The organism is Rhizobium sp. ARZ01, assembly GCF_014851675.1.
In the GTDB taxonomy this organism is placed as follows: Bacteria; Pseudomonadota; Alphaproteobacteria; order Rhizobiales; family Rhizobiaceae; genus Mycoplana.
Map to the genome: position 1 here is coordinate 2,956,219 of NZ_JACVAE010000001.1, position 24,083 is coordinate 2,980,301.

The 24,083-nt window shown below is 61.1% G+C and carries 20 protein-coding genes; 9 read left to right on the forward strand and 11 right to left on the reverse strand.

Going from position 1 to position 24,083, the window contains the following annotated elements; genetic code table 11:
- The first annotated feature begins 109 nt into the window (after positions 1-109).
- Positions 110-259, forward strand: a complete 150-nt coding sequence (locus tag IB238_RS13895) for a hypothetical protein (protein WP_192247135.1) — start codon at positions 110-112, stop codon at positions 257-259.
- A gap of 565 nt (positions 260-824) precedes the next feature.
- Positions 825-1,433, forward strand: a complete 609-nt coding sequence (locus IB238_RS13900; protein WP_348648237.1) for a GGDEF domain-containing protein — start codon at positions 825-827, stop codon at positions 1,431-1,433.
- Here the strand turns inward: IB238_RS13900 and rfbD are convergent.
- From rfbD to IB238_RS13955, 11 genes are all read right to left on the reverse strand, one after another.
- Positions 1,428-2,333 (reverse strand): dTDP-4-dehydrorhamnose reductase, encoded by a 906-nt coding sequence (rfbD, locus tag IB238_RS13905; protein ID WP_192247137.1) that lies wholly within the window; start codon positions 2,331-2,333, stop codon positions 1,428-1,430. The two genes, IB238_RS13900 and rfbD, sit on opposite strands and share 6 nt — an antisense overlap.
- The gene (gene rfbB / locus IB238_RS13910; protein WP_192247138.1) at positions 2,330-3,415 is read right to left on the reverse strand and encodes a dTDP-glucose 4,6-dehydratase; all 1,086 of its coding nucleotides are present in this window, start codon (positions 3,413-3,415) and stop codon (positions 2,330-2,332) included. Before rfbB ends, rfbD begins: the two co-directional genes overlap by 4 nt.
- Complete coding sequence (gene rfbC / locus IB238_RS13915) at positions 3,415-3,978, reverse strand: dTDP-4-dehydrorhamnose 3,5-epimerase (RefSeq protein WP_192247140.1); 564 nt, start codon at positions 3,976-3,978, stop codon at positions 3,415-3,417. The genes rfbB and rfbC overlap by 1 nt, the downstream gene beginning before the upstream one ends.
- The gene (rfbA, locus tag IB238_RS13920) at positions 3,971-4,852 is read right to left on the reverse strand and encodes a glucose-1-phosphate thymidylyltransferase RfbA (protein ID WP_192247142.1); all 882 of its coding nucleotides are present in this window, start codon (positions 4,850-4,852) and stop codon (positions 3,971-3,973) included. Before rfbA ends, rfbC begins: the two co-directional genes overlap by 8 nt.
- A 41-nt stretch (positions 4,853-4,893) precedes the next feature.
- Complete coding sequence (locus IB238_RS13925) at positions 4,894-6,045, reverse strand: glycoside hydrolase (RefSeq protein WP_210333490.1); 1,152 nt, start codon at positions 6,043-6,045, stop codon at positions 4,894-4,896.
- A complete protein-coding gene (locus tag IB238_RS13930) occupies positions 6,020-7,192 on the reverse strand; it encodes a polysaccharide pyruvyl transferase family protein (protein WP_192247145.1) in 1,173 nt (390 codons plus the stop codon). Before IB238_RS13930 ends, IB238_RS13925 begins: the two co-directional genes overlap by 26 nt.
- Positions 7,193-7,231: 39 nt before the next feature.
- Positions 7,232-8,410 carry a polysaccharide pyruvyl transferase family protein gene (locus IB238_RS13935; protein WP_192247147.1) on the reverse strand — a complete coding sequence of 393 codons (1,179 nt, stop codon included), beginning with the start codon at positions 8,408-8,410 and terminating at the stop codon, positions 7,232-7,234.
- A 36-nt stretch (positions 8,411-8,446) separates the two neighbouring features.
- Positions 8,447-11,125, reverse strand: a complete 2,679-nt coding sequence (locus IB238_RS13940) for a glycosyltransferase (RefSeq protein ID WP_192247149.1) — start codon at positions 11,123-11,125, stop codon at positions 8,447-8,449.
- Complete coding sequence (locus tag IB238_RS13945; protein WP_192247151.1) at positions 11,115-12,596, reverse strand: DUF6212 domain-containing protein; 1,482 nt, start codon at positions 12,594-12,596, stop codon at positions 11,115-11,117. The genes IB238_RS13940 and IB238_RS13945 overlap by 11 nt, the downstream gene beginning before the upstream one ends.
- Positions 12,597-12,785: 189 nt before the next feature.
- Complete coding sequence (locus IB238_RS13950; RefSeq protein WP_192247153.1) at positions 12,786-14,027, reverse strand: glycosyltransferase family 4 protein; 1,242 nt, start codon at positions 14,025-14,027, stop codon at positions 12,786-12,788.
- A 44-nt stretch (positions 14,028-14,071) separates the two neighbouring features.
- Positions 14,072-14,647, reverse strand: a complete 576-nt coding sequence (locus tag IB238_RS13955) for a MarR family transcriptional regulator (RefSeq protein ID WP_192247155.1) — start codon at positions 14,645-14,647, stop codon at positions 14,072-14,074.
- 195 nt (positions 14,648-14,842) lie between these two features.
- Between IB238_RS13955 and IB238_RS13960 the strand changes: the two genes are divergently transcribed.
- The 7 genes from IB238_RS13960 to IB238_RS13990 all read left to right on the forward strand — a co-directional run bounded on the left by IB238_RS13960 (position 14,843) and on the right by IB238_RS13990 (position 24,081).
- Positions 14,843-16,603, forward strand: a complete 1,761-nt coding sequence (locus IB238_RS13960) for a type I secretion system permease/ATPase (RefSeq protein ID WP_192247824.1) — start codon at positions 14,843-14,845, stop codon at positions 16,601-16,603.
- On the forward strand, positions 16,600-18,000 hold the full coding sequence (locus IB238_RS13965) for an HlyD family type I secretion periplasmic adaptor subunit (protein ID WP_192247157.1): 1,401 nt from the start codon (positions 16,600-16,602) through the stop codon (positions 17,998-18,000). The genes IB238_RS13960 and IB238_RS13965 overlap by 4 nt, the downstream gene beginning before the upstream one ends.
- A gap of 276 nt (positions 18,001-18,276) precedes the next feature.
- Positions 18,277-18,936: a calcium-binding protein gene (locus IB238_RS13970; protein ID WP_192247159.1), complete on the forward strand. Its 660-nt coding sequence runs from the start codon at positions 18,277-18,279 to the stop codon at positions 18,934-18,936.
- Positions 18,937-18,999: 63 nt separating this feature from the next.
- Positions 19,000-21,255 carry a glycosyltransferase family 2 protein gene (locus IB238_RS13975; RefSeq protein WP_192247161.1) on the forward strand — a complete coding sequence of 752 codons (2,256 nt, stop codon included), beginning with the start codon at positions 19,000-19,002 and terminating at the stop codon, positions 21,253-21,255.
- Positions 21,252-22,091, forward strand: coding sequence for a class I SAM-dependent methyltransferase (locus IB238_RS13980; RefSeq protein WP_192247163.1), 840 nt, complete (start codon positions 21,252-21,254; stop codon positions 22,089-22,091). The genes IB238_RS13975 and IB238_RS13980 overlap by 4 nt, the downstream gene beginning before the upstream one ends.
- Positions 22,088-23,341: a glycosyltransferase family 4 protein gene (locus tag IB238_RS13985; RefSeq protein WP_192247165.1), complete on the forward strand. Its 1,254-nt coding sequence runs from the start codon at positions 22,088-22,090 to the stop codon at positions 23,339-23,341. The genes IB238_RS13980 and IB238_RS13985 overlap by 4 nt, the downstream gene beginning before the upstream one ends.
- An 8-nt stretch (positions 23,342-23,349) precedes the next feature.
- Positions 23,350-24,081, forward strand: coding sequence for a hypothetical protein (locus IB238_RS13990; RefSeq protein ID WP_192247167.1), 732 nt, complete (start codon positions 23,350-23,352; stop codon positions 24,079-24,081).
- The last annotated feature ends 2 nt before the right edge of the window (positions 24,082-24,083 follow it).

Consider the following 24,083-nt stretch of genomic DNA (forward strand, 5'->3'; position numbering starts at 1 on the left):
GTTTGACCTATCCCTTCTGACGTGCTTCCGGTAAATTAGGCCACACGAGCCGACCGGGTGAGACGCAGACCGGAAGGTTTCGACCCGGCGTGCCTGTTCGGTGCTGAAGATGGATCGGTCGCTCTATGTTCACAAGTCCAGCCCCGGCGACCAGGCCGACCAGAAGCTGAGGATCAAGGGCATCTGCCAGACGCGGGTGCGTCACGGCTATCGGCGCGTTCACATCCTGCTTAAGCGCGATGGATGGAAGATGACATGATTGCTGACGGAAACCGAACACCGACATGATCGACACGGCAATCGACTGGTTTCGCGCCGACAGCAACAAGACCGTATTATCGACAGGTCGACATGAATGCGGCGCAGCGTGCCAGAGTACGCGGAATTCAATATTCAGGCTGAGGAACGAGCGATACAGACGTACATGAACTATCGTATGTCGTCATTTCTGTCTGCGCCTAACATATGGGCGAGATGCCCGAACTGAGAAGTCGATCACATCTCGTGCCTTTCGGCTTCGGCGCTGACCTGAGCGAGTTCCGTCCGGGTTTTCGATCAAAGCAACACATGCAAGTGGCAACACAGCGCATTGCTAAACTTCTATCGAATTTGGTCACTTGATATTTCACCGAATCCCTCAAAGATAACGACCACTGCAACAACTCCGTTAACGCATGAACTTCCCAATTCGCCCCCACCAAGCCGCAGTCGCTTCTCATATTAAAATAGCAACGCTTGGCGCCCTCGCCTGTGCGATTGGGACGACCGCAGTCGTTTGTGTATTGAGCCTGATTTTTCCCGAGCGTCCGCTTTGGGTAGAACTGGTGGCAGCAGCGACAATTACGGCAGTTGCTGTGTTCCCGCTTCTATTTGCAGCACGCCTACGCAATGAAACGCTTCGCGCAACCCAACAACAGCTCCAGCACGCGCTCCAGCACGATCCCGTGACCGGTACTTTGAGCGCCAATGCATTCGCAGCCTCGGTCGAGCATACGATAGACCGCAGGCGCGTGGCCGCAGCGGAAAGCCCGGACGGCATCATGCTCGTTGTCAGGGTCAGCGAGCTCGATGAGATCGGTCGCCGCTATGGTCCGCAATGGGCGGATACGCTGCTTCAATCGCTCGTTCGGATCGTACACTCTTCCGTGCGTTATGGTGATCTCGTCGCACGCCTCGCCTCCGACGAACTTGGGATCTATCTGCCGGGTGCAACGGCAGAAAATGCCAGGGACATCGGCGTGCGCATCCTCACGCGAGTAAACGAGACCACCTTCGCAGCCGGCCATGAGCGCCGGATATCGGTGACGGTGCAGGTGGGCGGCACCAGGGTCGAAGACCAAGCCGACTTCCAGGCGCTGCGCGAGGCCGCCAACCGCGCCGCCCTTGCAGAGGAAGAAGCCGGCCCCCTTCTGTTCCGGGAGCTGTTTTCATGACGGGGCGAGCGCGTGCTCGCCTGCGTCGTCCTGAATAATCCGTCGCACCGCCTCGTTAAGCGACTGCTGCCAATGCGGCATAGTCCAGCCGAAGGTCGCGGCGAACTTGGCGCTGAACAGTTGCGTATTTGACGGACGCGGTGCCTGTGCGGCAAATTCGGCAGCTGTTATGTCGCGAACTTCCGCCCAAGCACCCCCGTGAGCACGGCTCGACGCAAAGATCTGTCGCGCAAAATCGGCCCATGAGGTCGTGCCGGTTCCCGCAAGGTGGTAAACCCCGGATGCCGCCCCCTCGCCCATCGCAACGGCTGCCTGTAACACAGCATCGGCAATGTCGAGCGCCGACGAGGGATTGCCCCACTGATCGGCAACAACCGCGATTTCTTTGCGGGTGCTCGCCAGCCGCAACATGGTCTTTACGAAGTTCGTCCCGAACGGGCTGTACACCCAGCTCGTCCGCAGGATGAGATGGCGGGGAGTTGCCGCCGCCACGGCGATTTCACCCGCAAGCTTGGAAGCGCCGTAGGCATTCAACGGCGCCGGTGCGTCCGTCTCACGGTAGCCGCCCTGCTTCATTCCGTCGAAAACATAGTCAGTCGAGAGATGGATGATCGGCACTCCGAGACGGGCCGCCGCCCCGGCGACCGCCCCGGCGCCGGTCGCGTTGATCCTGTAGGCCAGTTCGGGCTCATCTTCGGCCTGATCGACGGCGGTATAGGCGGCGGCCGAAACGACAAGGTCGGGGCTGTAAGACGCCAGCGCCGGCCAGATGGTCTCGGGCCGAGCCAGGTCGAGATCGGGGCGCCCCAGAGTGAACACTTCGATATGGGGAAGCGCCCCTGCCCGCTCCAACAGGCTTAGGGCGACCTGCCCTCTGGTGCCGGTTACCGCAATCCTCATGCCAAGCGTAGCTGACGTTCGCCAAGACGCGTGCCCGAATAGCGGCGGCGCCGGATCGGCTCCCACCACCAGCGGTTGGCCAGGTACCAGTCCACGGTCATGCTCAGGCCGTCATCGAAACCCAACTGCGGCTTCCATCCAAGCTCTCGCTCGATCTTGGAGGGATCGATGGCATAGCGGCGGTCATGACCCGGCCGGTCGGAGACGAACGTTATGAGATCCCTGTAGCTTCTGCCCTGCCCGCGCGGCCGCCGGGCATCGAGGCAATCGCATATGCCCTGGACAACAGCGAGATTGCTGCGTTCGGCGCGCGCGCCGATATTGTAGCTTTCCCCCAGCCTGCCATGCTGCATCACCAGCTCCAGCGCGCGCGCATGGTCCTCCACATGTAGCCAATCGCGGACATTCGTCCCGGTGCCGTAGATCGGCAGCGGCTTTTCCTCGATGGCATTGATAATCACGAGCGGAATCAACTTCTCGGGAAAGTGATACGGGCCAAAGTTGTTGGTGCAGTTGGAAAGCACGACGGGCAGCCCGTAGGTGTGACCCCATGCTTGCACGAGGTGATCCGCGGCGGCCTTCGAAGCCGCGTAGGGCGAAGACGGGGCGTAAGCCGTCTCTTCGGTGAACACGCCCCCATCCAAGGGGAGGTCTCCGAACACTTCATCCGTCGAAACGTGATGGAACCGGAAGCGTTCGCGCGCCTCGGGGCCAAGCCCGCTCCAACAGGCAAGTGCGGCATTGAGTAGGCGAACGGTGCCAACGACGTTCGTCTCGATGAAGACATCCGGACCTTCGATCGAGCGGTCGACATGGCTTTCGGCCGCAAGGTGCATCACCGCGTCGATCTTCTCGCGGCGCATGATCGCGAGCATCTCCCGCTCGTCGCCGATGTCTGCGCGGTAGTGCACATAGTTCGCCTGCCCCTCGATCATCCGCAGGGAGTCGAGATTGCCCGCATAGGTCAGCTTGTCGACATTGACGACGCGCTCCGCGCCGCCCGCTACCAGATGGCGGCAGACCGCGGAACCGATGAAACCTGCTCCGCCGGTGACAAGAATCCGCGTGGCCTCGGCCCCCATCAATCAATCCCTTCAAAAACGGCCGCAGCGGCCAGAAATGGTGCATTTCGATCCTTTGCCGACAGCTGCAAGCCGCCGGTATCCATAGGCCACTCAATACCGATGTCCGGATCATTGAAGCGAATGGCTCGATCGTGATCAGGCGCGTAGAAGTCGCTGACCTTGTAGAGGACTTCCGTATCCGGCTCGAGTGTGACGAACCCATGGGCAAAGCCCATGGGCACCAGAAGCTGATTGCCTCTTTCGGCGCACAGTTCGATGCCGCGCCACTTGGCAAAGGTCGGCGACCCCTTCCGCAGGTCGACCACGACGTCGAAAACGCACCCGCGGACCACCCTTACGAGCTTGGCCTGCACGCGAGGCGGCAACTGATAGTGCAGGCCGCGCAGGGTGCCTGCATTAGCGGAGTAGGAATGGTTGTCCTGGACGAACGTGATATCGATGCCCTTTGCGGCCAGAGCCGCTGCGCTATAGGTCTCGACGAAGAAGCCGCGCTCATCGTCGAACCTGCGGGGCGTCAGCTCAAGGACACCATCGAGGCCAAGGGAACGGATCTCAAGCATCCGCAAGTTCCCTGATGCGCCGCTGAAGGTAGACGGCGTAGTCGGTTTTTCCCAGTGCGGCGGCGCGGGCCAGGACTTGATCCGCCGACAGGTATCCGAGTTCGTAGGCGATCTCTTCCGGGCACATGATCTTCACGCCCTGCCGGTACTCGATCGTACGCACGAAGGACGCGGCGTCGTGCAGGCTTTCATGCGTGCCGGTATCGAGCCATGCGTAGCCACGACCAAGGCGGCGCACGTGGAGGTCGCCGCGATCGAGATAGGCACGGTTGACGTCGGTAATCTCCAACTCGCCCCGCCCGGAGGGCCGCACCGCGGCCGCAATGTCGAGCACGTCGTTGTCATAGAAGTAGAGGCCCGTGACCGCCCAGTTCGACTTGGGCGCGACCGGCTTTTCCTCGATCGCCTGGGCTTTGCCGGTGACGGCATTGAAGTTCACCACGCCGTAGCGGCTCGGTTCGTCCACGTGGTAGGCGAAGATCGTGGCCCCGGCTTTCTGGGCGGCGGCGTCCCGGCAGATCTCGGCCAATCCCGCGCCATAGAAGATATTGTCGCCCAGAATCAGTGCGACGGGGCTGTTTCCTACGAACTCGCGACCGATAACGAAAGCTTCCGCCAGCCCGTTCGGCTGCGGTTGCTCGGCATAGGAGATCGAAAGGCCGAGCGCACTGCCGTCTCCGAGCAGTCCCTCGAAAAGCGGCCGGTCCCGCGGCAGGGTGATCACCAGGATGTCGCGGATGCCCGCCAGCATGAGGGCGCCAAGCGGATAGTAGATCATCGGCTTGTCGTGCACGGGCAGCAATTGCTTCGAAACCGAAATGGTGACGGGGTAGAGACGCGTCCCGCTGCCGCCGGCCAGTATGATGCCTTTCATGCGGGTACCTCCGGTTGCTGTAACCAAACTTGTCGTCGAGGTCATTGTGCCGGCGCTCCTGGAAAATTCGGGTCGATGGCCACCGCACCGGCCGGGCTCAAGGCGCCGCAGCGCCAGACGCTGTAAGAAGCCTGCGTGTCCCAGTCGTAGTAGAAGGCGGCTTCAAGTCTCCTCTCTTCCATCAACCGACTGAACGCGTCGCGCACGACACGAACTGCCGCTTCCCGCTCGCGATCGTCGATCGGGCAGGAGCGTGCCGTGTTGGCGACTCCCCATTCGGTCACCCAGCACGGCTTGCCCGCGTCCCCTGACCTGCAGAATTCAAGGGGGCTCGTCACGCTCCGGCGGAGCGCGGCGGCGGCCTTTTGACCGGGATAGATGTGGATGCCGTACGCATCGATCTGCCGATCAATCCCTCGCGCGCGCAGCAGCGAAATGACTTCACCTGGATCAAGCCGTTCCATGCCGCGCCGATCGGCTTCACCGACGCTCACATCGGAGAGCCCAGCGGAGACGATGGCCGCTCCGCGGCTATGCTCCGTCACCGCCAGTTCCTCGCGCGTGATCCTCACGACCTCGACATAGGTATCGAGCCCGCGCTCGAACGCATCCCGGTCTGCAATCTCGGCAACAGTTCTCGGCGTTCGCCCGCCTGGCGTGCGGTAAACGAGGAGATCGCCGTTGTAGGCGCTGTAGTTGATCTCGTTTCCCGGCTCGACCGCATCGAGACGAATACCCTTCTCATCGATGACTTGAAGTGCGGAGCGCAACCCTGCGCGGTAGCGACCGAGGTCGAGATCCGAAAGCCTGTGGACGTCCCAGACCCGGTTGAAGCCGCTTCGAGGCCGGGTGCCTTCCGGATAGAAGTCCTTGTTCCCCAACTGGATCTCGAGGAGGATCCGCAAGCCCAATCGGTCTGCGATTTCTAAGGCTTCGATGCTCTTATCCACCGGTCTCGACAGCGAGAGCCGAACGTGGGTGGCTCCGCTCGTTGCAATCTCCGTCAGCACACGCTTCTGTTCGTCGCGCGAAAGCCAGCCGAGGTTCACACGGTTGACTCCGATGCGAGCCACCTCGCTAGCGGCGACTGGTGCCTGGACGAGGCTACATAGCACCACGAGCGCGCAGGACAGTGCCAAGCGCGCGCTCGCCGTGCCGTAATTGCGCTTAGAGACCGATTTGCCCAAGTGCATTGCGGAAATTGACCTCGCAAGCGGAGTACCGGTCGATGACGGCCTGCGTATCGATCTGCGCGAGGAAATTCGTCAGATATGTGCGCTTTTCGGCCTCCCTGTTCCACATCGCCGCCTCGATATAAGGGAAGCCGATGAACTCCAGCATCTCCCGCATACGGTCATCGACCGCAATCATGAGGGCCGGGGTGCCGGCTTGCATACCGATGATGCAGCCGTGGAAGCGACGGCCGAAGCAGAGGTCGCGCGAGGACATGGCGCTTCGCCACTGGTGCGTGTCGAAATAGACCAGAAGCTCGTGTTTCCGCTGCCATTTTTCCGAGTGCTTGTATTCGGTCGCCCCGGTGATGCGCCCGCTTGCCGGGTCATAGACGATGTCGTTGTCGTCGCCGGTAACAGAGAGGTTGTAGGCGACCACCTCGTCCTGAACGACATAGGATGCGACGCTATCCGGCTTCAGCAGCGCGTGCGCGTCGACGATCGTATCGGCGACACTCCCGAGGTATCCGCCAAAAGCGATCTTCTGGGTTTCAGCCAGGCCTGGATTGGCGAGGCCCGCAAGCGAACGCCGCATCTCGTTAGGCGCGAAGTAAAGCGAGGGGCAGCCGGTCGGCTTTACGAACTTCATCCCCTGCTCCTTGAGGAACTCCGCTGTGAAATAGCCGCGAGTGAGGAAGAAGCTCTCCTTGCTCCTGAGAACATCAAGGAACTTGAGCGTCCCGGCAGGCAACTGTTCCTTGAGCCCCTCCTTTTTCTGGATGCCGATGCCCATGACCACAACCGGCATCTTCAGCTTGGCGAAAACCTCAGCTTCCAAATCAGCCGAGTAACCGGGCCGCAGGAGATTGGCGGAGGCGAAAACGCACAGATCGAACTCGCGGTTTACGCGCTCATAAAGCTCGTTCGAGTCGCGGTTGTTGGCGAGATGCCAGAACGGCAGATAGGTGACGTCATGGCCACGCAGGCTTTCGGCCGCGCCCTCGCCGATCAGGTAATTGCCGGTGTTGGCGATCCGCCTGACCTGAGAGATCAGATCCTTCCTGGTTCTGGTCTGGTCAAAATAAGGCCGGTGAATGACGGTCGTACCGGAGACGTCCGCAATCGTCCGCTGCAGATAGGATGGAATACCCGTAAGCAAGATACGCATAACAGTCCTTTGAACCGAAAAGAGAGGGCCCTCGGGCCGCTAGAGCCCGATGCCGATTTCGCGAAGCGTGATGCGGAAGGCGTGCTCGCGATCGGAATACCTGTCGACGAGTTCGGTCGTATTGAGCTTTGCCAGATGATCGGCCACGAACTCGGCGCGGTTTTCCGCCTTGTCGATGTCATTGATGTCGACGGCCGGAAGGCCAGTGAAGCCGAGCATTTCGCGCATGCGGTCGTCCACCGCCACCATCAGGCTGGGAACCGCCGCCTGCATGGCGATGATCGAGCCATGGAACCGGCGCCCGAGGTTGAAATCCATCGAGGAGGCCCAGGCGCGCCACTGGTTCGTGTCGAAAAAGGTACGAACCTCGAATCGCTGCTTTTCCCGCTCCGTGCCGGGATAAGCCACATCGCCGATCATGAGCCCCGAGGCTGAATTATAGACACGGCCCTCGTCATTAGGCTCCACCTTCATGTCGAAGTGGAGGAATTCGTCCTGCACCACGTATTGCGGGACGGTGTCCTGCGGGGCGATCGCGTTCGCATCGAGGATCGCATCCTGATTGCCGCCGAGATAGCCGGAAAAGATCGTCCTCGCCTTGCCGATCTTCACGTGCGGCAGTTTCTTCATGGACCGGCGCATATTGTCCGGCATGAAATAGACGGAGGGGCAGCCGGTCGGGCGCACGAACGAGAACCCCTGATCCTTCAGGAAGCCCGCCGTCTCGTAGCCACGCGTCAGGAAGTAGTGCTCGCGCTCCTTCAGGATGGCGAGCAGCCGCTTGGTTCCCTCCGGAAGGTTGTTCTCAAGGTCCTTCCTGCTTTGCAGGCCGATGCCCAACATCACGATCGGCATGTTGAGCTGGCTCAGCACCTCCGCTTCCGCATCAGCGGAAAGTCCTTTGCGCAGAAGGTTCGCGCAGGTGAAAACGCAAATGTCGAAATTGGCGTTGAACTCATCGAGCCCGCCGCCGTTCTTGCTCAAATTGTAGAGGTGCCAGAAGGGAACCTGCTTGGCATGCGGCGCAAGCGCGCGCAAGGCGCCCTCACCGATCAGGTAGTTGCCGGTGTTGCTGATGTTGCGCATTTCCTGCAGGAAATCGTCCTTGGTCTCGGGCTGCTTCTGGCGCTCCGTATAGGAGACCGACAGTCCATGGGCGCCGTTGGCAAGGCGCGTGTAGTGACCAGGAATACCCGTCACAAGAATTCTTGGACGCATTGAGCTGGACCTTTCTGTTTAAGACCGGCGAGGCACTCAGCCTGTCGCCGCGACCTCGGGGTTGGCCGTCGACTGCTCGCGAAAGACCGCGGCACGGGACAGCGACGAGTTCTTCACCGAACGATCGCACCACGCCAGGAACTCGGAGAAGGAGGATGACCAGGAGCGATGGGCAGCCGTCCTGATGCAGCCCTCCATGAGCGGAGCGAGCCTGTCGCGACCACGCGCGACCTCATCGATGATCCGCGCCATTTCCCTCACCACCTGGGGATCGGAAGCCGCATTGATGAGTATGCCGTCCTCGCCATCCGTAATGAGTTCATCGACGGCACCGACCGCAGTGGCAATGGGTACGCAGCCGAGCTGCTGCGCCTCCGCGATCATCAGCGGCGCGCCCTCCCAGCGCGATGGCATGACGAGAACATCAGCCCAGCCCAGCGCCTTGATCAGATCCTTGCTGGCGAAAACAGGCGGCCGCACGTCGACCCCGAGGTCCTTCAATCGATCGCTCCAGGAGACGCTGGAATCGGCGAGGATCTCCCCTCCGATGGCGCGGGCGTCGAAAGGCACATCGGAGGCGCGCAGTTCCGCAAGCGTCGCGGCCAGCCGGTCGATACCTTTCTGCTGGTCGAGCCGCCCCATGTAGAGAAGCCGCAACCGATCGTCCCTGCGTTCGATCCGCCTGATCGCCAGTACCTCCGCCAGCGCCTTCGGGGGCACCGAAAAGCTCGCACCGTTTGCCACGGCGAAGACTTTTTCGTGCGGGACGCCGTAGCTGTGCAGATAGATCTTGAGTTGTTCCGAGCAGGTCAGGAACGCGTCGTAGCAATGCTCATGGGCAATCGCGGCGAAGGGCTGACCGGCGGGCCGCTTGAAGGCCGTGTTGTCAACGACGTGAAGATAGCACGCGGTGCGCGTACCTTCGGAACGCAGCCGCGCAATCAGGGGATGGACAGCCATGACATGGTTGTTGATGACCAGGTCGAAGCCGGAAAGCTGTCCTTTCAGCGCCTCCCAATCGACGGCATGTCCGTCGGTGATAAAGTCCTGCCCGAGGAACGAACCCGACCCTCCCCAGGCGGGAATGCCCGCATCCCAAAAATGGATGTAGTCGAAGCTCGCATCGAACTCGTCGATCACGTCCATTCGGGAGCTTCCGAGAACGAAGAGATGGGTCTCGTAACCCTCTGCCTTCAGCTCCCGCGCGGCGGCATAGACGACCTTCTCGGCACCGCCAAACGAGGCGTTCGGGACGAGCAATGCCACGGTCCGCTTGCCCTCGCCGTGCCCGAGCGGCAGGACCGGAGAGCCGCCGATTTCCTTGCGCAATGCCTTATGCAGCTCGGCGTAGGGCACGAGTCGTGCCGGGCGCCAGGTCCACCGCCTGCCGGCCGTGCTGCGCAGCGGGCTCGAGGCGATCGCGTTGACGCAATTGACTATCACCTGCTGAGGCGTAATGAGGGAACGTCGCGGCAGGCTTCTCGGGAAGGGAAAACGCACTTTGAGGGCGGTCAAGGTCGGCCACACCTGCTGGCTGCCGATCGAAGCGAACCAGTCCAGCGCGTTGTTATGGATCACATCCTGGACCAGCCGGGTCGGAAGGAAGATGAGATCGGCAGGACCAACGTTCTGCCCGCCCGCCCCATGATCGATCGGCTCGATCTTCCGCTGGGCGGCATCGTTGGCGAGTTGGACGAAGACGACGTTGCTGTTCTCGCTGAGGCGTTCCAGATGGGCAAGCACGTTGGGCAGCATGCGCGAACGCCGGAGCAAGTCGAGCGCAGCACCGCTTCCCGCGACGAGGAACGGCGGGAAATGCACGTTGTCGGGCTCGCCGATATTGGCCCAGAACGCCGGAATGATGTCGTCGAGCCGCAGCATCGTCGGCGGCTTGGTGGGATCGGAGAAGAAGGAGATTGCCCCATCTTCGGTTCGCGCAAACAGGTAACGCGGGCAGTCTTCGTGCTCGAAATCCACGAGCATCGGGCGCTGGAACAAAGGCGCGTGGCGCTTGCGCAGGAAGCTCACCGAGGTGGCACGGTCGCGGTTGGCCTCCTTGAAGCGGCTCTCCGCCCTGAGCCGGTATTCGAAGGCGGTGTCGTGGCAGGGCGTGCCGACGAAACCGTGCTCGATGCAGGACAGCCAGAACTCCCAATCCTCGAAACCATTCTGCCTGTCGTCATTGAAACGGGCGCCGGCCTTGAAAACGTCGATCGATATCATCGATCCGGTGTCGCAGATATTGTCGGTGACGCAGTGGACCAGCCGTGAATAGCGGTTGCCGTAGTGGGCGCGCCAGCTCACCGAAAACGTGTCGATGTTCGTGTAGACCCAACCGCAGCCACTGGAGCGGAGCTCACCATAGAGCGTTTCTATCGTCCCAGGCAGGACGCGGTTGTCGGCATCGAGGAAATAGACAGCACGCGACTCGGGAAAATGCTCCAGGATGAATTCGATCGCGCGATTGCGGGCGCCGCCCGGGCCTGCGTTCTGTCCAAACACGACATGGACGGAAGGATGGGCTGCGGCGCAGAGCAGCAGCTGATCGAACGTCTCGTGCCGCGGATCGCCGTCGACGGAGACGACGATGACCACCCTGCAGGTCCGAAGGTTCGAGGCCAGGGCCGACTCGATCGCCTCAAGCGCGAGTGCCGCGTGGCCGTAGAGAGGCATGGCCACGGCAATCAGGTCAGGGAGTTCCCTGTCACCGGACATCGGCGGCCTCCGTCGATTGCTTGACCAGCCTGAAACCCGAAACCTTCAGCCAGGAGAAATCGACCGAATCCGTGACCGCGCGGCTGAGAATCATCAGGTCCATCGGGCCACGTACCGGCTCGTCCAGTTGGATGTTGATGTTGACGGCCTGCTTGGAACTGACTTCGCGCCATCCGCTGAAGTATGCCGACGGCTTGGCCGCGCCTTTTCGCGCAAGTTCGGCCACCTCGGAACGCGCATTCGAATTGGCCGGGGCGAGCAGGAAACTCACCGCCGCGGGCCGACCTTCCGGGTGATCGATAACGGCGCTCGCCGAAAAGGATATCGTTCCGGGTTCGACCGCTCGGCTGATCGCACCGGCGGATATGCCACTCGGCAATGGATGGCAGACGATTGCATGTTCATGCTCGAGGAAGCGTACCGTCTGGAACTCCGGCACGATCGGAGTGACCGAAACGTCTGCGATCTGGCTCAACGTTTCGACTGCCAGACGATAGTCGACGATGAACTGACCCTCGAGCAGATTACTTGGCGCAATCATATTGGGCGCACTTGCAGGCTTGACCCCTGGCAGCCCGGTGAACACCCGGAACGCCAGCGGGCGCAGGTCGAGATCCGGATGCGGAACCTCCGAACGCGCCGAATACCGTTCGCCGGCGATCGGATAGCCGAGCGAAAGGCCAACAGTTTCAGGGCCGCTTGCGGAAATCCGCAGCCGAAGGGTCCGCGCCGCCCCGCCGCACGCCCGTGGCAGCGAGAAGAAATTCCAGTTCGGCACGAGTTGCGCGTAGGGCACAACCCACTCTGCAACCCCTTCCCCGCTTTCAAGATAGCTCAATGCAACGACGAGCTCCCCAGTCGCCTTCGGCACCGAATGCAGGTGCAGCGCCAGTCCTGCCACACCCAGGCTCGATACCGGCAGCAGTTGCTCGACGAAGGCGTTGGCAAGCAGTTGCCCTATCCCCTCGTCCTTCGGATCGGCATAGGGATCGTGCGAGAATACCTCGGAAACAGGTTCCCAGTTTCGCGCCTGGAACGCATCTTCGAGAGCTCGGTAGTTTTCCAACAGCGTTTCGCGTTCGCGGCGCAAAATCGCAAGCTCCGAGGTGATCGAGGCCGTGTATCGAGCGAGCCGGCCAACGCCACCCTCCGTCAGCGCCCGCAGAAGCGCAAAACTGTCCGACTTGGCGGCGGCATCGAGTCGCTGGACGGGAACCGCGGGCACCGTTCCCAGTGCCCCAAGCAGCGCCGAGCGCTCCCGCAGATCCGCCTCCCCCTCATCGGAAAAGGCCACAGCGATCAATGGAAAGGCATTCTGCAACGTAGCCGGAAGACGGCCATTCGTCTCGTGATAGACGATCAGATGCTCGATATCGCTTCCCTCGAAGCATGACCGATCCCGGTCCGATGCCGCGATCAGCCTCCTCGTCGCCAGTCGCTGCCCAATGCTGGTAGACGTCAACTCTTGCACGCATCGCCTCTGAAGAAATATTCCATAATCACACTCAAAGACGCTGGATAATCAGTAGTTTACTCAATTCATCAGGCGTCATCAGCAAGACCGTAGCAACGAATCTCGCGGCGCACAATAATAAAAATCAATTCAGATCAAGCAAAAATCTTCATAAATACTTACAAAATCAAAGTATTATTACTGAATTCACTTCGGAACGCGACGAAGGAGCTTCTTTTCCGTCAGTTTTTCAAGAATGCCCTGCTGTCGATCGATGCATTCCGCCAATCGGAAACGTCGCTGGACTGTCCGGCGCGCCGCAGCACGCAGCCCGAGGTAGCGTTCCGGGTACGTTAGGGCGCCGATGATTGCCTCAGCGAGCGCGTCAGTGTCGAAAAATGGCACCAGCAAACCATTCCGCCCTGTGCGGATGACTTCTTGAACCGGCGCGGTGTCTGATCCGATGACCAGCGCTCCGCATGCCATGGCCTCCAACACCGACCAGGACAAAACGAACGGATAGGTAAGGTAAAGGTGCGCCGCCGAGATCTGGAAAAGCTGCCGCAAGACCGAATGCGGCACCACGCCGGGAAAGACGATATTCTCCTGCGGTGTATCCAGCGACGCAAGAAGGTGGTCCTTCCACGCCCCTCCGCCGGGCGGTGGCACGCCATAGCTTGTGCCATCGCCGCCGACAAAGATGAACAGCGCATCGGGACGCTGTCGCACAACCTTGGCGGCAGCCTCCAAAACCTGTGGAAATCCGCGATACGGCTCCAGGTCGCGCGCGACGAACGTCACAACCGGCGGGCCACCAGCCGTGAGCACCCGCCCGTCCGGAAGCCTGACCGAAGCGGTCGGGTCCGGCCGAAACCGCAGCGTGTCGATGCCCTCGTGACACACCGAAATGCGCCCTCGGGCGTCAACCGGGTAGAGACTTCTCTGCCAATGGGTGGGGCTGATGCCGCCCTCAATGGCCTCGAGGGACAGAAGTTGAGCGATGTTGCGCAGCCGCAGCCTCTTGCGCGTCTCCAGACCAGGCTGATCGTCGGGGCAGAACCCAATGTCCGCCCCTTCCGATCGGTAGAAGAACTCGCAATATCCTAGTGCGGGCACCTGCGGCAGCACGTCCTTTATGAACATCATGCTGCCCCAGCCGATATGGCCGACGACAATGTCAGGTACCAGCCCCTGGCGTGCCATGACGTCGAACGTCTCGGCGACGCGATGGCCAATTCGCGCGTGGTGATCGGGAATACCCATGTAGCGGGCCATGTGCGGAGTTGTGCGCGGGTCCGCTTCCGCTCGATGTCGAACGACCCGAACGGAGGGAATTTTCTGGTCGATTGTTTCGGTGATGAGGCTGACCTCATTGCCCGCCTGCGCAAGCCGGGCCGCCAAGGCAGCGAACTGGCCGAAGCCCCGTCGGTGAACAAACGCCACGTGCATCGCGTCTAGCCCGCTACTGCCACACCCACGGCATCGCTCACCACTCAGACGCCGTACCGTGAAGCGCTGCCCCAGGCCAGTTCCAGTTGGTGCAGCGTCTGGAAGGCTGTCTCAAGCATGCGCTGCTCCTGGTCGCCACGATTGACCGCGCGCTCATAGATCATCGCTGCGTCGCGGAGATTTGCCCTCAGTTGCCGGCCCTTCTCCGTCAACTTGATGCGTGCGGATCGCTTGTCGCGCTGGGAGGCTACACGATCAATGTAGTCGCCGTCGGCAAGCTGCTTCAGATAGTAGGAAACGTTGGAGCCAACGTAGTGCCCACGATCCAGAAGCTCGGCGACCGAGAGTTCCGAATCGCCGATTGCCAGCAGGACCATCGCTTGCGCCGGCCCGATATCATCAACGCGAAGCTTGGTCAGCTCGGCTCGAACCAGACCGGAAAACCGCCGGCTTGCCCGCTCCATGAGGCGAGCGAGCTCGAAATACGTAATCTGCCGATGGTCGCCAAACTCGGCATTCTGAGGATGCTCGGGGGCGATTTGAGCGACCTGGCCATTACCCTGTATATTCGGAACGTCTTTAAGTTCTCCGGACAGTTTGAGCACAATTTCTTCTTTCATCCCATTCTCCAATTCGGAAAACTACTTCAAAAATTGAAGTAATTTTCAAACATGCCCATTCCCCCCAATGAACCCGAGCTTGCACAACTCATCCATTCTGTGCCAGATTGGAAGGGCAATACTATGTACCCGTCCAATTATAAGCCATCCTGTCCTCCGACAGATGGATATAGAGTTAACTCCAGGCAAATCGCCATGCGTGATACTGTTCAAAATGAGACAAGAAGCAAGCGTCAAATTTGGGGAGGAGCAAAGGAAAGCAACTCTGGATTGCTAATTCTGCAAGCCAAGCGTGTATTCTTGTTCGGCCTGCTATATGCGGCAGCGCTGAGCGTGTGCTTGAATTCACTACAACTCACGATGCCGCTGTTCATGCTGCAAGTTCACGACAGGGTGCTTAACAGTCAGAGCATGGACACGCTTGTTATGCTGACCATCCTGGCGATTGGCGCCCTTGTCGTGTTCGGCGTCCTGGAGTTCATCCGCGCCCTCTCCTTCCAAGCCATGGGTGGCGCGGTCGTACGCCAGTTGAACATGCCGGTCCTGGCCGCCGCCGTTCAGGCCTCGGTCGACCAGGGCCTGTCGCGCGCGACGCAGTCGCTTCGAGATGTGGCAGAATTGCGAAGCTTTCTGACCTCGCCTGCGGTGAGCGCACCGCTCGATGCCGCCTGGTCACCGATCTTCCTGGGCGCACTTTTCCTACTGCACCCGCTTTTCGGCCTCGTCGGCGCTGTCTCCGTGGCACTGCTTCTTTGCGGCGGCCTGGTTACCGACATGCTGACACGTCAACTTACCAAGGAAGCGAACCAGACCAATATCGAGGCCGTGTCCAAGATTGGCGCCTCGCTGCGTCATGCCGAGGCCATCGAGGCCATGGGCATGCTGCCCGCCCTGGCGAATCGTTGGCGCGCCTTGCAACTGCAAGCCCTTGGCGCCTTTGAAACGAGCGGGAGTAGGAGCAAAGCGATGACGTCCATCACCCGCAGCCTGCGCTATTCCATCCAGATCGTCACCCTGGCGGTCGGAGCGTTTCTGGTGCTGGAGCAGGAAATCACCCCCGGCGCGATGATGGCTTCGAGTATTCTCGTCGGACGGCTCCTGATACCCTTCGATTCGATCATCGACAATTGGCGGCAGTGGGTGCTGGCGATCGCCGGCTGGCGCCGGCTGGAGGCCACCCTCAAGGCGAATCTCGCGATCCGCCAGACGATGCCCACGCCGCATTCGTCGGGCGACATGGTAGTGGACAAGCTGGTCTACGCGGCACCGGGGCTGGATGTGCCGATCATCAAGGGCATCTCCTTCGCGCTCTCCCCCGGCGAGGTGCTCGGCGTGATCGGCCCTTCCGCAGCCGGCAAGTCGACACTCGCGCGCCTGCTGGTCGGGATCTTGCGACCCACATCCGGTGGCGTCTTCCTGGACGGCAACAACACCTATCTCTGGGAGCGCAGTTCGTTCGGCCAGGTGGTCGGATACCTCCCGCAATCAGTCTCACTTCTGGAAGGAACGATCCGTGAAAACATTGCTAGGATGGCAGACAGCGACCCTTACAAGGTGCTGGAGGCGGCGCGCCTGGCCGACGTCCATGACATGATCGGACGCCTGCCGCTCGGCTATGACACACCGGTCGGCGATGGGCATCTCACCCTTTCCGGGGGGCAGCGGCAGCGCATTGCACTGGCGCGCTGCCTCTACGACCGTCCACGCCTCATCGTGCTCGACGAACCGAATGCAAACCTCGATTCGCTTGGCGAACGGGCTCTCATCCGCGCGATCCAGCATGCGCGCGATGATGGTGCCATGGTCATCATAATCGCGCATCGGCCCGCGATCATGCAGGTCGCCGACAAGCTGCTCGTGCTGGAAAACGGCCGCATCACGCAATTCGGACCGCGCACGGACGTCGTTACGGCCACAATTCCGGGCGAACCGCGCCGCGAGGTGACCGCAATATGACAGAGATGAAGCACCTCGCAGTCCGCACCGACCTTTCTGAGCACCGCTCGCTGCAACATCAATCTGTGTCGCGGGACGTCGCCCCCTCACATTTTCAGCGCGGGGAAAGCGAACTCCGCTCACCGCTCCGCCGCCTTGTCATTGCGGGGCTTGCAACGATCCTGGTGTCCTTCGGCGGATTTTTTGCCTGGGCGTTTTCGACCGAGCTCAGCAGTGCGACGGTCGCCAACGGCACCGTCATCGTCGATTCAAAACGCAAGACCGTAAGCCACTTCGAAGGCGGCGTGATGAGTCGCCTGCTCGTTCAGGAGGGCGACAAGGTTTCCGCGGGACAGCCCCTGATCGAGTTGGAGGACACACGAGCCCGGTCCAATCTGCAGTCGCTCCAAAGCCGACGCACAGGCTTGATCGCAAAACTCGCCCGACTGAAGGCCGAGCAGGCAGACACGCCGCAGATCAGTTTTCCGCACGAATTCGCCGAGGCTCGGGACGTCACGATGGACGACGCCGTCAAGGCTGAGACAATGTTTTTTGAGAAGCGGCGAGAGGCGAAGGACGGGCGGATAGAGGTCCAGAAAAAGACCATCGAGGAGTATTTCGAACAGGCGAAGTCGCTCCACATCCAAATTCAGGCGACCGACCAGCAAATCGATCTCGTCAACGAGCAGCGGACGGCAATCGCAACGCTGGTCAAGAAAGGCGTCGCACCGCGCACGCAGCTCATCGATATCGACGCCAAGCTGAGCGAGCTTGCCAGGACGCGGGGCGAGCTTGCCGGCGACAAGGCCCGGGCGGAAAAAGCAGAGGCAGGCGCCCAGCTTGCCCTGACCGGCATCGAAAGCGAATTTCAATCGACAATCGCCGGTGAAATAACAACGGCGCGCGTCGAACTCGCGGATGTCGAAGAGCAGATCACCGCCTCAAAGGACGTGCTGCGGCGCCTCGAAATCCGCTCCCCGCAGGCTGGCATCATCAGCGACATCTGGTTGCGCACCCCTGGCAGCGCGGTCACGCCCGGCCAGCCATTGCTCGAAATCGTTCCGGAAAACGAGCCGCTCCTGATCGAGATGCGCGTCAATCCTCGCGATATCGACAGCATCGCCGTCGGCTCAGAGACACAAATTAGGCTGACCGCATACAATCAGCGCTCCCGACTGCCGCTCGAAGGCGCTATCACCTATGTCGCCGCGGACCAGTCGGTTGATGAAAAGTCGAACGCTGCCTTCTTCATCGCACGCGCCAAGATCGACGCGAAATCGCTCGCGGCAAACGCCGACGTGCGCCTCTATCCCGGCATGCCCGCGGAGGTGCTGATCATTCACAAGTCACGCCTTGCAATCGACTACCTCACCTCTCCGGTTGTCGAGAGCTTCAACCGCGCCTTCAGAGAAGATTAATATTATCGAGCGCGAGCTAAACACAATATCAGTGCAAGATAATACGATTTTTGAAGTTATTTCTTTGGAAGATAAGTATATTTTACTTGATCTGACTACGTAATACAAAAATGACACATACAAACAGCGCGCCAACGGGAATATTTTTTCCAAAATTGAACATTTATGCTCCACTACATACTTGCCTTGTCTTTTTTTGCAGTGCACATTCCCCGCGCGCAATCGTTGCAATCCCGCGCCGATCGCGCGCGCATGTAACCTGTAGAGGAGAGGCAGATGGCCACATTGGAAGGCGGCGCATATGACGACGCCCTGTTTGGCTCACGCTTCAACGACTTCATCCGCGCCCATGGGGGCGATGATTTCGTGAGCGGAGGCAAAGGGGACGACCTCGTGTTCGGTGAAGAGGGCGACGACCTGCTGTTCGGCGACAAGGGCAATGACACCTTGTTCGGCGGCGAAGGCGACGACTTGCTGAACGGCGACAAGGGCGATGATATCCTGGTCGGCGGTTGGGGTGACGACCTCTTGTACGGCGACAAGGGGAACGACATCTTGTTTGGCGGACATGGGAGCGATCTTATGTCCGGCGGCAAGGGCAACGACCTGCTCTATGGCGGCGATGGAGCCGACATCCTCGACGGCGGAGCCGGCAACGATGTCATGGCAGGCGGAGCCGGAAACGACATCTTCGTTTTCGACGGCGGTGGTGGCAACGACGTCATTCTCGATTTCACCGCCGGCGAGGACCTGCTGCAAATCTCGAAGGGCATCAATGGCCTCGACGTGTCTTCGCCCGAAGACCTGGCCTCGCGTGTCACGCAGGTCGGCGGCAATGTCGTCGTGGACCTCGGTCATGGCGACACGCTCACATTGGTCAATGTCGATGCCGACGACATCCAGGCCAATCCCGAGAACTACTTCACGGTTCACTGAGGTGAACCCGGCGCGCCCTGCCTCCTCCCGTGGGGCGCGCTATCCGATCCAGAGGGGTAGCGCGTGACGTTCGACGAATCGAGAGACGCCACTGGCGAGTTCAGGAATGCAAAGATCTTTCGGCTTGGCTCGGAGCTGGCCGTCCTGATCTGGGATCTTCCCCCTTCCCTGCCCGCCGCCACACGGTGCGTGTTGTCCATGGATCAGCAGCCGGTACCGCTCGTCAGCATGATGCTTCCGCTCGGTGACGGACGGCAGCGCCTGTTCTGGGCCATGAGGCCTCGCAAGCGGCCGGAAAATGTGGACATCTCCACGGACGACGGCTGTGTCATCGAAACCATCGTGATGCAGCCGGCGCGCACACTGAAACCGCTCGACGTGGAGGCCCTGTTCGCGGGTCTTGCGCCCGAGGCCCGCATCAAGTTCGTGACCAACATTCTGACGGTGTGGCGAAGCGCCTTTCGGATATCCAACGACCACCTTTTCAGCATGGTGGTCGAAGACGCACTTCACGCCCTCGTACCCGAACCGCGGGCCGCCAGCATCGTGTGCCAGGTTGCCCAAGGGCGCCATCTGATCGAGACGGCCATCAATCCGGAACTGGGCGACATCACCGCCATCTATGCTGTCGGCGCAGCCTCGATCGCGCGCATGTCGGTGAGCCTTGTGCTTGGGCGGAATGCCAAACAAGGCCCGCAGTCATGCCACTTCATCGCGGAGTCGCCGTCCCCTTCTCCTCCTATTCTCATCGTCCTCCTCAGCAAGAATGGTATCGCCATCCGGCAGCTTTTGAACGACAAGCCGCGCTATCCGAACCTGCAGAGTTGGTGGGACAAGAATCGAGACGCGCTTGAACTGCGCGAACTGATTGTACGTCGGCTCGCCACCTTGCCTGAGGGCGGCACGTCTACGGCAATTGACCTCCAAGTTCGCGCACCCTTGGCTGCACGCCGGATCACCAAGTCGGCGATGCACCCGTCCGGGGAGGTCGATCTCGCTCTGGCGCTCCAGGATGGCCTGCTCGCCGGCGGCTGGTTTCATTCACCCTCATCCATGCTCGCCGGCATCGACTACGTGAAGGAGGACGGCACGGCCGTACCGCTTGACGCAAACACCTACGAGTTTCCGGCATGGGCGCAAGGGAAGGATGAGAGCACCAAGACCGATGTGACCGGGTTCGTTGCCTGGGTTCCGCTGACGGAATCCCTCGGCCCGCTTCTGCAGCCCCGGTTCCAGATGCGCCTTTCCTCCGGCGCGGTAAGGTCGTTGCTTCCGAAGCCACAGCCCTTCGAACCCACTGCGCAACGAAACCACATCCTGCGCGCTGTGCCGCCACAACATGCGGTCGATGATGCCTTCCGCACCATCCTTGCTCCCGCCCTGCAGGACGTGGAGCGACGGTTGGGCAGGACCATAGAGGTCAGCTCAACGAAGGACTACGATCTGCCCAAGAGCGCGCCGCTCGTTTCCATCGTCGTGCCCCTCTACCGGGTCCTGGACTTCCTGCGTTTCCAGTTGTCCGGGATGGCCACCGATCCCTGGCTCGCCGAAAATGCGGAGATCATCTACGTCCTGGATTCACCGGAAATTCAGGACGAGACGGAACATCTGCTCGGTGGCTTGCATCTACTGCACGGGCTGCCGATGAAATTCGTCGTGATGAACCGCAACGGAGGCTATGCGCGTGCGTGCAATGCCGGAGCGCGTTTTGCACGCGGAACGGTCCTTGTGATGCTCAATTCGGACGTCGTGCCCTGCGCGCCCGGCTGGCTTCAAGTGCTGTCACGGCCACTGCTGGAAAGCAGGACGCTCGGAGCCATCGGCCCAAAGCTGATCTTCGAAGACGGATCGCTGCAGCATGCCGGGCTCTACTTCGGCCGCGACAAGCGCGGGATCTGGCTGAATCACCACTTTCACAAGGGCATGCCTGGCGACTATTCACCGGCGCAACATGCCCGCAACGTTCCTGGTGTCACCGGCGCCTGCCTCGTGACCCGAAGGGACACCTACGAGCGCGTCGGTGGATACACCGAGGACTACGTGATCGGCGACTACGAGGACAGCGACCTGTGCCTCAAGATCCGGCGACTCGGGCTCCAGATCGGTTATGAGCCGGCGGCATGCCTGTACCACTTCGAGCGTCGCTCGATCCGCCGTAGTCAGGACTACATGCGCGGCGTCGCAAGCCAGTACAATTCATGGCTGCACACGCAGCGATGGGATGACGACATCTCTGATCTGATGGCGAACCAATTCGCAAGAGACCCGGATCAACCTGCTGTGGCAGGCGGGAAAATCCGGGAAAGGAACGCAGCATGACGCAAGCGGCACTCCAGCAGTCCCCTGCACCAGGCCGACTGATCGATGAAGACCGTGTCCGCTGGCTGGTCGAATCCGCTAAGGACAACCGCTTTCTGCCGCAACCGGAATCGACGAACGTCTTCGTGGGAGACGGTGATTTTCGCGCGATCGGAGCTGAGTTTCTCGGCCATTTCATTCGCATCGGCGGACTGCGCGAAGATGGCCGCGTACTCGACATTGGCTGCGGTATCGGCCGGATGGCCGTGCCGCTCACCCAGTATCTCGACCCGCAAGTGGGGCGCTACGACGGCATCGATCCGGTGGAGGGTGGTATCGACTGGTGCCAGCGCACGATCACGCCCGCCTATCCCAACTTCGCCTTCCAGCGATTGGACATCGCGCACGAGCTTTACAATCCGAATGGCAAGATCAGCGGCAAGGCTCTGGCGTTGCCCTTTCCGGATCGTCATTTCAACTTCGTCATCATGACGTCAGTCGTCACCCATCTGCCGCCTGCGGAGATCCTTGTCTATCTCACCGAGGTCCGCAGAATCCTGGTACCGGGCGGCCGGCTGTTCATGACTGCCTTCGTGGTCGACCGCATCGCCGCGGCAAACGAAAACGGGCGGCGCGATCCGCGTCTCGCGTTCCGCCGCTATGGCGAAAGCCCATGCTGGTTCGTTCCCAACCAGCCGCCGCTTGCAGCAATCGGCTTCGAAGACGGCTTTCTGGACAAGGCGCTCGGGCGGGCCGGCCTCTCCCTCGCCCTGAAGTCGCTTGGCCATTGGCGTGGCACGAAGGCGGGCCACCACCAGGACTTCATCGTAGCAAAGCGCCGGGGCGACGTGCGATGAGCAAGCGCATCCTGGTAGCCGCCCACAACCACCCGTCCCTTCATCCGGGCGGCACGGAGATTTTTGCCCACGACCTGTTTCGTGCCTACCAGCGCGCGGGGCACGAGGCGCTGTTTCTCGGTGCCACGAACCAGATCCACCGCGAGGCCAGGCCAGGCACAAGCTTTCAGGGCATCGGCCCGGCCGGGGACGAAGTCCTGCTGTGGTCCGGACACTTCGACCGCTTCTACATGAGCCAGATCGACCTCTATGGCGTGGTGCCGGATATAGCGGAGTTGCTCCGCGAGTTCCGGCCAGACGTGGTCCACCTCCACCACCTGCTGCTGCTTGGCGCCGAGTTCCCGCACATTGTCCGCCGCACCCTGCCCCAGTGCCGGATCGTCATGACGCTGCATGACTACTACCCCATTTGCCATCATGACGGTCTGATGGTGCGCACCGGCAGCAAGGAGCTTTGCTACAACTCCAGCCCGGATCGTTGCCACGCCTGCTTCAAGGATATTCCGCTTGATCACTTTGCCTTGCGCGAACGCCATCTCAAGGCTCTGTTGAGCACTGTCGACCACTTCGTCTCGCCAAGCGCCTTTCTGCGGCAGCGCTTTGTCCAGTGGGGGCTGGCGGAGGATGCGATCAGCGTCATCCCCAATGGCATCCCCACTCGAAGCACCAGCGCGCGTAGGCCGATGCTCGAGGGCGGGCGTCCAGTCTTCGGATACTTCGGTAATCTCAATCCCTGGAAGGGTGTAACCGTGCTGCTCGAGGCCGCGCGCCAGCTTCTGGCCGATGGCCTCGAATTCGAGCTGCGCGTCCATGGCGGCGCGCCCTTCCAAAGCAAGGATTTCGTCGAGGAGATCGATCGCCGCTTCGCCGAGACGGCGCCTTCCGTGCAGCCCCGAGGTCCCTATCGGCGCGAGGATATCGGGGATCTGGTGGCCGCGGTCGACTGCACCATCGTTCCGTCCGTCTGGTGGGAGAACGCGCCGTTGGTCATTCAGGAGGCCCAGATGCAGGGGCGTCCGGTCATCGCCAGCAACATCGGCGGAATGGCCGAAATGATCGAGCACGGCGCCAACGGGCTGACCGTTCCGCCCAACGATGCCCGAGCACTCGCTGCGGCGATGCGTGACATATTGGAAGAGCCGAACTTGCTGCTCCGGTTTTCCGACAACGCTCGCAAGCCCGACGACATCGACACGACTGCCCGCCGCTACCTCGAATTGATCGAGCCGGCACGGGTTCAGGCAGCTTAGGAGACCTCATGGCCAATCCCGCTGAACGACCGGATGCCGCACCTGAACAGGACAATGCCAAGCCGATGAACGGCCGGGTGGATGCGATCGACAGCGGCCGCGTCTTCGGCTGGGCGTTCGACCCGATGGCCCCGGACCATCGGCTGACGATCCGCGTCCTACTCGACGGCAAGGTGATTGCCGAGGCGGTTGCCGATCGCAATCGTCCCGACCTGCGGCGCAACGGTATCGGCGACGGCAAGCACGCATTCGAAATCGCCCTGCCGGAACCTGCCCAGTCGCGCCCAGGCGATCTCGTCGTCGTCGCACTGGGTGAAAGCGGTGCCGAGCAAGCCTTGCGCGTTCCCCAGCCGAACGAACAAGCGGCTGAAGCCCTCATTGCCGCGCCGCTCACGAAAGTGCTCGACAAGCTCGACGTACTCATGGCGTCGCAGCGACAGTTGCAGGTCTCCCAGCGCGCCCTGCAGCGCGCGCCGGAGATTGACGCCGACAAGACCGAGACCGTCGGACTGGCCGATATCAGCAATGCCATCGAAAGCCTCAGGGTGGATATCAGCCAACGGCTGAACGATCTCGATGTCCATCTGATGCGCCTGGATGGTGTGGTGGCGGGAATGGAGAAGAACCTAGGCGCGTTGCAAAAACGCGCAAACGGCGAGTTGAAGCCGCTGCTGCTGCTGCTGTTTGTTCTCGCGGGATTTATCGCGGGTGCTGGCCTTGCACTGTTTGCCAGGGTCTGAGG